Source organism: Arthrobacter sp. P1_B4 (genome assembly GCF_056406555.1).
The window spans coordinates 1-4,070 of sequence record NZ_JBFTZW010000150.1 but is presented as its reverse complement, the minus strand read 5'-3'; the positions used below and the strand labels follow the sequence as shown (position 1 = coordinate 4,070).

General features: G+C 65.7%; 4 protein-coding genes. All 4 read right to left on the bottom strand.

All coding sequences use genetic code 11. The features are described 5' to 3' along the window. Positions 1-237 precede the first annotated feature (237 nt). A complete protein-coding gene (locus AC1D1W_RS19990; RefSeq protein ID WP_028275524.1) occupies positions 238-1,026 on the bottom strand; it encodes an NAD(P)-dependent oxidoreductase in 789 nt (262 codons plus the stop codon). 20 nt (positions 1,027-1,046) lie between these two features. Further along, positions 1,047-1,676: an RraA family protein gene (locus AC1D1W_RS19985; protein WP_476944614.1), complete on the bottom strand. Its 630-nt coding sequence runs from the start codon at positions 1,674-1,676 to the stop codon at positions 1,047-1,049. Between the two features lie 36 nt (positions 1,677-1,712). After that, the gene (locus AC1D1W_RS19980) at positions 1,713-2,714 is read right to left on the bottom strand and encodes a tripartite tricarboxylate transporter substrate binding protein (RefSeq protein ID WP_476944613.1); all 1,002 of its coding nucleotides are present in this window, start codon (positions 2,712-2,714) and stop codon (positions 1,713-1,715) included. A 64-nt stretch (positions 2,715-2,778) separates the two neighbouring features. Continuing rightward, a partial coding sequence (locus AC1D1W_RS19975; protein WP_476944612.1) for a tripartite tricarboxylate transporter permease occupies positions 2,779-4,070 on the bottom strand: 1,292 nt, incomplete at its 5' end.

The following is a 4,070-nucleotide window of genomic DNA, read 5'->3' as shown; positions in this document are numbered from 1 at the left end:
AAGGGAGGACCAGCCGATCTGCGCCGCTGTGACCCCCGTGAAAGGCAGGACGACCAGGAATCCGAGGATCATGGCCTCTCCAACGCTGCGATTGAGAAGGGTCGTCCACAGCAGGATGACGGCCAGATAGGCTGCCAGGGCCCAGATGCCGATCATGCTGCTGCTCCTGACGGGGTAGTGCTGGTTTGCGGATGGTTCATCATTGATTCCTGTAAACGATTCTGCCTGAGGTCGGGGTCAGCGCAAGGCCGGCGCCGGCTGTGCTGATTTCTCGGCGATGCGCGTAAGTGCCGCAGCGGAGGCTGTGGTCATTTCGGCGGGGACTCCGAGGTCGGTGAGGTAGCCGGCAGTGTCCTGCATCTCCTTGGAGCGGCGCAGGGCGTGCTTGGCGGTGCCGGTGAGGAACCTGTCGATGACTGCCTGGCCGTCCCCCGCCAGCTGCCTGGCGATCTGACTCCGGATCCAATCTTCCAGTCCCGCGGCCCGTCCCGCGGTGACGGCTTCGACCACCACGGAGGCCAGGCCTTTCATCAAGACGCTGCGGAGCAGTTTGTGGGCCATCGCGGCCCCGGGCTCGCCGTCGGCGATTTCGACCTCGGCACCGAGCGGCGCCAGGAGATCGGCAACGGCCCGGGACCCCGGGCCACTGACCATCAGCGGGGTCTTCTCGCCCAGCGCGGCTACGGGCCCGAGGATGGCGACGTCAACGAAGAGTGCCGGACTGGGCAACTGCCCAAGTTCCCGCATGACGTGCGGTGAGGACGAGGTGAAGTCGGCGTAGCAGCTGCCCTCCGGCAGGACGGGCAGGCATTCCTGGGCCACACTGCGGGCTGCGGCTGCTCCGGTGAGGACCAGGACAACGTCTGCGCCAAGGCACGCCTCGGCCGCGGTTGCTGCCCTGGTGACGCCGGCCGGGGTGGATGGTGCGACGGGATCAAATCCTGTGACGCTGTGGCCTGCCGCAATGAGTGCAGTCGCGTAGGTGGCTCCGGCTTCGCCGAGGCCGATGATGGTGCACGCGGTCATAGTTTTCTGTCTTTCTTGCTTTAGTGTCGGTCGGCGATGATGGCGGCCCGGCGAGTGGTTTCGTCGGCGAAGACAGCTTCGGCGGCTTCGGCTACAGCRATTGCCTGTTCCCTGGGGATGACGACGACGCCGTCGGCGTCGCCGATGATGATGTCCCCGGGCAGGACGGGGATCCCGCCGAAGGAGATGGGCGTGCCGAGACGGGAGGGCCCGTTCTTGTACGGTCCGGCCGGGGTGATGGCGCGGGCAAAGACGGGCAGGCCGATCTCGCGGAGGGCTTCGGCGTCGCGGGCTGCCCCGTCCAGGGCGAAGCCGGCGAGGCCAAGATTGATGGCCCGTTCGCCGATGAGCTCGCCCAACAGTGCCCTGGATTCGTCTCCGCCGCCGGAGACGACGATTACGTCCCCGGCGCGGGCGAGCTGCAGTGCGCGGTGGATGCCCTGGTTGTCCCCGGGGCGTGTCCAGACGGTGAAGGCTGGTCCGGCGAGGCGGGCGCCGGGCCAGATTGCCTGAATGGCTGAGTCCGCGATTCCGAGGCGGTCCATGGCGTCGCCGATGTTGGCGGCGGGAAGTTTGGCAAGGCGGCGTATCAGTTCCGGGTCGGGGCGGACGAAGTTTGCGTCGATGTCCTCAAGGACTGGAGTTGTCATGGTGGATTCTTCCGTGGGTGGCGGCTGGTGGTTGGACTAGTTCTTTTTCTGGACCAGCGGGAGGACCTTCTTGAAGTCCTCTTCCTGTCCGACCCAGAACTTCTCGTAGTCGGTGCCGGAGAGGTAGCTGGTCTGCAGGCCCAGGGCGCTCATCTTTTCCTTGACGGCAGGATCCTCGATGGCCTTTTGGAGGGCGGCTTCGAGCTTCTTGGCGACGGCGTCCGGCAGCCCGGCCGGTGCGGAGTAACCGCGGACGGTGCCGGCTTCCACCTCGTAGCCGGATTCCTGGAAGGTGGGCACGTCCGGCAGCGAGGGTGAGCGTTCGGCGGTCATGATGCCCAGGACCCGGGCCTTGCCCTGCTTGGTCAGGTCGGTCACGTCACTGACGTTGGCAACGAGGACGTCCACGTGCCGGCCGAGGAACGCGGTGGTGGCCTGGGAGGCGCCTTCGGAGAAGTGCACGGGGGCGAATTCGGAGCCGGTGGTTTCCTGGATCTGGGCCAGTGCGAAGTGTTCGCCGGTCTGCAGTCCGGTGGTGCTGGCGGTCATGGATTTCGGGTTTGCCTTGGCGGCGTCGAGGAGTTCCTTCAGCGTCTTGTACGGGCTGTCCGGCTGGACGGCAATGACGGCGGGGTCGATGACCTGCCGGCCGAGGGGCTGGAAGCTGGCGCGGGTGTATTTGGCGCCGCGGGCCGGGTCCAACGGTGAAACGACCACTGACGGCGAGCCGGTCGCGCCGATGGTGTACCCGTCGGGCTTGGCGCTGGTCAGTGCCGTGTAGCCGATCTGTCCGCCGGCGCCGGGCTTGTTGATGACCTCGACGTTGGTGCCGAGTTCCTTCTCCAGGATCGGCTGAACGAGGCGGGCGGCGGTGTCCACGGCTCCGCCGGAGGAGAAGGCGACAATCAGGTCGATGGACTTGCCCTTCTTGGGGAAGTCCTCCCCTGAGGTGTTGGAGGCGCTGGCGTTGGCGCCGCAGCCGGTGAGGGCGATGAGTGCTGCTGCTGCGAAGGCTGCGGTGATTTTATTGCGTGACAAGGGTCTTCTCCTTTGAAGAAATGCGTTGGTGGCTGGTGGGTGTTTGGACGGTGGATTAGGAGGGTCAGGCTTCGGGGTCCTCGGTGAGGGCCTTGGGTTTGCGGAATTTGAGCAGCGGGCTGCAGATGATCAGCACGCCAAGGCCGATCAGCACCGCGGAGATGGGGYGGTTGACGAACACGCTGAAGTCACCTTGGGAGATTTCCAGGGATTCGCGGAGTGATCGCTCCATCAGCGGGCCCAGCACCAGTGTGAGGACCATCGGTGCCAGCGGGATGTCCAGGTTCCGCAGGGCCAGGCCGAGGAGGCCGAACCCGATCATGACGAAGACGTCGAACACGCTGAAGTTGATGGTGTAGGCGCCGATGACCATGAACAGCAGGATCAGGGCGGTCAGGATCGGCGTGGGGACGCGCAGAATGGAGGTCCAGAGGCCGACCAGGGGGACGTTGAGCAGCAGCAGCAGCACGTTTCCGATGAAGAGGCTGGCGATGATGGCCCAGGCGATGTCGGAGTGTTCGGTGAAGAGACTGGGTCCGGGAGTCAGGCCCTGCTGCAGGAACGCGCCCATCAGCACGGCGATGGTCGGGGATGCCGGGATGCCGAGGGTAAAGAGCGGGATCAGGGCGGCATTGGCGTGGGCGTTGTTGGCTGTTTCCGGACCGGCCACGCCTTCTACTGCACCCTTGCCGAGTTGATTGCGGAAGCGGGAAAACTTCTTTTCCGCGGCATAGGACAGCAGGGACGATACCGATCCGGTCATGCCGGGAATGAGGCCTAGTCCGAAACCGACTCCCGTGCCCCGGGCCATGGCGGGGGCGCTGCGGCGCCATTCCGTCCGGGTGGGGAGCAGTGAGCGGAGTCCGGGGGCATGAACCAACGGAGTCTCCGCGTTCTTGCGGTGGGACAGGATTTCGGAGAGCCCGAAGACGCCGACAATGACGGCCACGAAACTAACGCCGTCCAGGAGCCGGTCCATCCCGAAGGTGAAGCGCGGGGCACCCGCAACGGGGTCGATGCCGACCATGGAGATCAGCAGGCCCAGGGCTCCGGAGATCAGGGCCTTGACCATGGATTTGCCAGCCAGGGCGACCAGCAGGGAGATGCCGACGACCATGAGGGCGAAGAACTCCGGCGGACCGACGAGCAGGCCCAGTTCGCCCAGGGGCTTAGCAGCAGCGACCAGTCCGATGGTGGCGATGGTTCCGCCGACGAAGGAACCCACTGCGGCCAKGGTCAGCGCCGCACCGGCCCTGCCGAGCTTGGTCATCGCGTAACCGTCGATGGTGGTGATCGCCGACGACGCCTCACCCGGAGTGTTCAAAAGGACGCTGGTGATGGTTCCGCCGTACTGGG